Origin of the sequence: Rubrimonas cliftonensis (assembly GCF_900107585.1) — a bacterium.
GTDB lineage: Bacteria > Pseudomonadota > Alphaproteobacteria > Rhodobacterales > Rhodobacteraceae > Rubrimonas > Rubrimonas cliftonensis.
Genome location: NZ_FNQM01000064.1, coordinates 1 through 4,126, shown reverse-complemented (window position 1 = coordinate 4,126; position 4,126 = coordinate 1). Strand labels below are relative to the sequence as shown.

The following is a 4,126-nucleotide window of genomic DNA, read 5'->3' as shown; positions in this document are numbered from 1 at the left end:
TCACCGCCCTCGGCATACCCGTCACCGAAGCCATAGGATGAGTCCGTCCGGGGAAAGGGGAAATCCGGCCCAGCCGTGATTTGCTCAACAGAGTCATAGCCAGGAGCACAGTTGCCGCGCGTACGCGGCGGCGAAGGACTACGACGTCCAGGCTATCTTCTGCGAACACGCCAGTGGCCTGAGCAGCGTCGCCAAGCGTCCGCAGCTCAAGGCGTTACTGAACTATCTCAAGGCGCATCAGAACGAGGCGGTCGTCGTGATCACCGTCGATCCGGCGCGCCTCTCGCGCGACGTCGGTTCGCAGGCTCGTTTGCGCGGGTCGATCGAGGCACTCGGCGCGACCGTCGAGCACCCCGAGCATTCGTCCAATCCGCTGGCCACTGACAATCTCCGGAACCTGATGCTCGACATCTATGCGGAGATGAAGTGGGAGTCGCTCCGGCGTCGGAGGGAAACGGCAAAGAAGTAGCGCGTCCGTCGGCACCGCCGCCGATGTCTTTGGGCTTTTGCATCTGCACATAAGGTGGATGGGGACGCACAGCTTCGGCGGTGTCGCCCGCCAGCCTGGAGCTGGCGGGCCGCCCCTTCCAGGCGGCCCAGGTCACCACGGGCGAGACGCCGCCGACCAACACGCGGCGGATGCCGCGCCAGCGCACCCAAGAAAAAATCTTGACGGCATCGGGATGTTCGTTGGAGCGCGGCCTACCCGCGCGTCGGACGGAACGACATGGGAGTACGGCCCTCACGGCAGCATGCACAGCGGCAGAGTTCGCGCTGGACACCTAGTGCCCTCACAATGCGCAACTTCAACAATTTTAACAAACAATTTTCCGAAGCAGAACTGACAGCATTAGAAGCGTACTGCTCATTAGAAATACAAACAATAATGGGTCATGCGACCAAAATAACAAAAACAATGCACATAAGAAAGGAAAGCGAGTAATGAATGCGTTACTGAAGGCCAGCCAGTCGCCGTCGCGTTTTGCTCTTTACATGCGGGTTTCGACCGGGAGGCAGGCAGAGAAGGATCTCTCGATTCCCGATCAGGAGTTTCAGCTGGAGAATGGGGTAAGTCAGCAGGGCGGCGTCGTCACCCAGAAGTTCACCGATACCGGGTCGGGGACCACCGGCAATCGGCCTGAGCTGCAACGCATCCTGTCGCTCGTCCAGAGCGGCCAGGCGGATTTCGAGGTCTTGCTGGTCCACTCCTTCAGCCGCTTCTTTCGCAACGTGTATGAGGCGCTCGGCTTCATTCACAAGCTGCGCGAGCACAGGATCGAGATCGCCAGCCTCACCCAGCCCGTGCCCCCCGGACCCGCCGGTGACATGATCCGTCTCTTCTTCATGACGTTCGACGAGTATCAGTCGGCGGAGACGGCCAAGCATGTAGCACGGGCGATGGGCGAGAACGCCAGGCAGGGCTACTGGGGCGGCGGCAGGACGCCGTTTGGCTTCAAGACCGTACAGGCCGGCATCCGCGGGAACACCATCAAGAAGAAGCTCGACATCGAGCCGTCCGAGGCGGGAATGGTCCGGCTGATGGTCGACCTCTACCTGAAGGGTGACGGGATCTCGGGACCAATGGGCTGCAAGCGGATCGCTGCGTGGCTGAACGAACACGGCCATCGGAACCGCTACGGGTCAAGCTGGGCAAACGGCAAGATCCACAGGATCCTCACCGATACGGTGCTGGTCGGGATCTACCGACATGGCCACACCAAGAAGGATAAGGAACCGATTCTGGTTTCCGTTCCGGCGATTTTGCCTCTGGAGGACTTCGACGCCGTCCAGTGCTCCCTCCGGGCTCGCAACCCCAAGACGACGCCGCCACGCGTCGTGACCGGCCCCATCCTGCTGACCGGCTTGGCGAAGTGTGGGTGCTGCGGCGCCGGGATGACCATGCGAACCGGCAAGGGTGGCCAGTACCGCTACTACATCTGCGGAAACAAGCTCTCCAAGGGCGTTTCCACCTGTTCCAGCAAGGCCATCCCGATGGAGGATCTGGACAGCCTGATCACCGACCACGTCGTTCGGGAACTCCTCGCGCCCGAGCGCATGCGCTCGCTGCTGGACGCGCTGCTCAAGCGCCAGTCCGCAAAGGCTGACCGGAACGACGAGACCCTCGCGAAGATGCGGGAGAAGCGCGACAAGGCCGACTTGCGCCTCCGTCGCCTTCTCGAAGCCGTCGCGAACGGGGCCATCCCGCCGGACGACCCGAGCCTGAAGACGATGACCAGCGAGGCCGCGGCCGAACGCGACCTCGCACAATCATGCATCGATCGCGCTGCGGCCGAAACTGCTCCCAAGGCCCTGATCACCGACGCTCGCCTCGACGCCTTCGTCGATCTCATGCGCAGGAACATCACGCACGGGAAGATCGATTTCCGCCGGGCCTACCTCCGGGCGATCATCCGGCAGGTCCAGATTCTCCCAGAGGGCATCAAAATCTTCGGGAACAAACCTGATGTTGAGCGAGCCGTCCTCCAGTTCGGGAACGGCGACGTACTAGTGCCCAGTTTTGTACCGGGATGGCGGAGGGAGAGTCCTCTACACTGCACCGAATTTCGCCATAGCATTAGTCGGTTATGACATGCCAACCAGAGCCGCCCCACACTTTGGCCCACAATCCTCGAGCACGCGATTCTGTCGGAAGAGTTGATGGCTGATACGCACAGGACTGTAAAGCGTCAGTCGCTCACTGTTGTGTCGCGAGCAACCCAACAGCTGGATGTCCATCGAGATGCTCTCACCCGAGATCGCCGACAAGACGATCTGGGAGATCTTCGAGGCCGAGCGGGCGAGCCTCGTTCCGTATCGCGGCCCGTTAGACGGTTTCCACGCAATCCCGGCGGCGGTGTCAAAGACGTGCCTCGTGCGGTTCGACGACAACAAGTACTCCGTCGACGCCTCGGCCGCAGGACGCCCGGTCGAGATCTGCGCCTACGCCGAACGCATCGAAATCCGGCAGGAGGGCCGCGTTGTCGGCGAACACGCCCGCGCGTTCGGCCGCGGCTGCACGATCTACGACCCCTGGCACTACGTGCCGATCCCCGCGCGCAAACCCGGCGCCTTGCGCAACCGCGCGCCGTTCAAGGCCTGGGACCTGCCGGCGCCGATCGAGCGGATCCGACGGAAGCTGAAGGCGGCGCCGGACGGCGATCGGCAGATGGTCGACATCTTCAGCGCCGTGCTGACCGAGGGGTCGACGTTTGCAAGCGACCGCTCCATACACGTTTCTGCCGGTCGTCGCCGGAACCCGAACGACAGCATTGTCCGCACCGCCGACGTAGAGGGCGGCGGGCACGAATGACCGAAGTCCGCGCATCTTGTCGTCGACCACCGCGCGTGTCGGTGTATCCGGCACCGCCGGAACCGCGCGAGCGACCGGCCGTCGACCGCCGGTGAACGAAGCCGCTCTCGCGGCATTGGCGCCTGGCGTCGTCGTAGCGCTGCGCGCGGCGTGACGGCGCTTCGCCGACGGGTCGGCTGACCCTGACCATCGAGACCTTTCCTTTTGGACAGGAGGTCTCGATGAGCCTGAAGACGATGAGCCCGCTGCGGCGGCGGATGATCGAGGACATGCGGATCCGCGGGTGTAAACAAGCGCCGAAGTGTAACCCTCTCCGCCAAAGCGGTATCAACGACTTACAACGCCGATCGGCGTCGGGACCCAGCGCCGATCCACAAGCGCCCGCTCGCGAGTGTCGCCCACTCCTGCGCTACAGTGATACGTCGACGCCAGATCAGAACATGAACACGTCAGAAGTGAGCGACGCCTCGTCGATACCTGTCAGGACAAGACGCCCGCCTATACGATCCAGCAAGACAGTGCTCCCACCGATCTGACTGACAGTCAGATCTTGAAGGCTCGAGACGCCAATGTGTTCGGTGAAGTCGAGCACGTCGGATCCGACCCGGAAATCAAGAACGCGGTCTTCGTCAAAGCCTTCGCGCAGGATCAACCTGTCCCGACCCGGGCCCAGGATGATACGGTCGTCGCCAGCGCCGCCTTCGACGACATCGGCGTCGAAGGACTCTGTTGAGCAAATCACGGCTGGGCCGGATTTCCCCTTTCCCCGGACGGACTCATCCTATGGCTTCGGTGACGGGTATGCCGAGGGCGGTG

The 4,126-nt window shown here is 62.6% G+C and carries 2 protein-coding genes and 2 pseudogenes; 3 read left to right on the top strand and 1 reads right to left on the bottom strand.

All coding sequences use genetic code 11. The features are described 5' to 3' along the window. Positions 1-103 precede the first annotated feature (103 nt). The 3 genes and pseudogenes from BLW43_RS23845 to BLW43_RS22395 form a co-directional block, all read left to right on the top strand. A pseudogene (locus BLW43_RS23845) lies at positions 104-469 on the top strand (recombinase family protein); the annotation flags it as partial. Between the two features lie 473 nt (positions 470-942). Beyond that, positions 943-2,589 (top strand): recombinase family protein, encoded by a 1,647-nt coding sequence (locus BLW43_RS22400; protein WP_093257111.1) that lies wholly within the window; start codon positions 943-945, stop codon positions 2,587-2,589. Between the two features lie 178 nt (positions 2,590-2,767). Beyond that, positions 2,768-3,202: pseudogene (locus tag BLW43_RS22395) on the top strand (Mu transposase domain-containing protein); the annotation flags it as partial. 541 nt (positions 3,203-3,743) lie between these two features. Here the strand turns inward: BLW43_RS22395 and BLW43_RS24795 are convergent. After that, on the bottom strand, positions 3,744-4,052 hold the full coding sequence (locus tag BLW43_RS24795; RefSeq protein WP_093257109.1) for a hypothetical protein: 309 nt from the start codon (positions 4,050-4,052) through the stop codon (positions 3,744-3,746). Between the last annotated feature and the right edge of the window lie 74 nt (positions 4,053-4,126).

What these genes read in the sequence shown, in the direction of transcription:
- BLW43_RS22400 (WP_093257111.1), top strand. Translation starts at nt 943, where the DNA reads ATGAATGCGTTACTGAAGGCCAGCCAGTCGCCGTCGCGTTTTGCTCTT.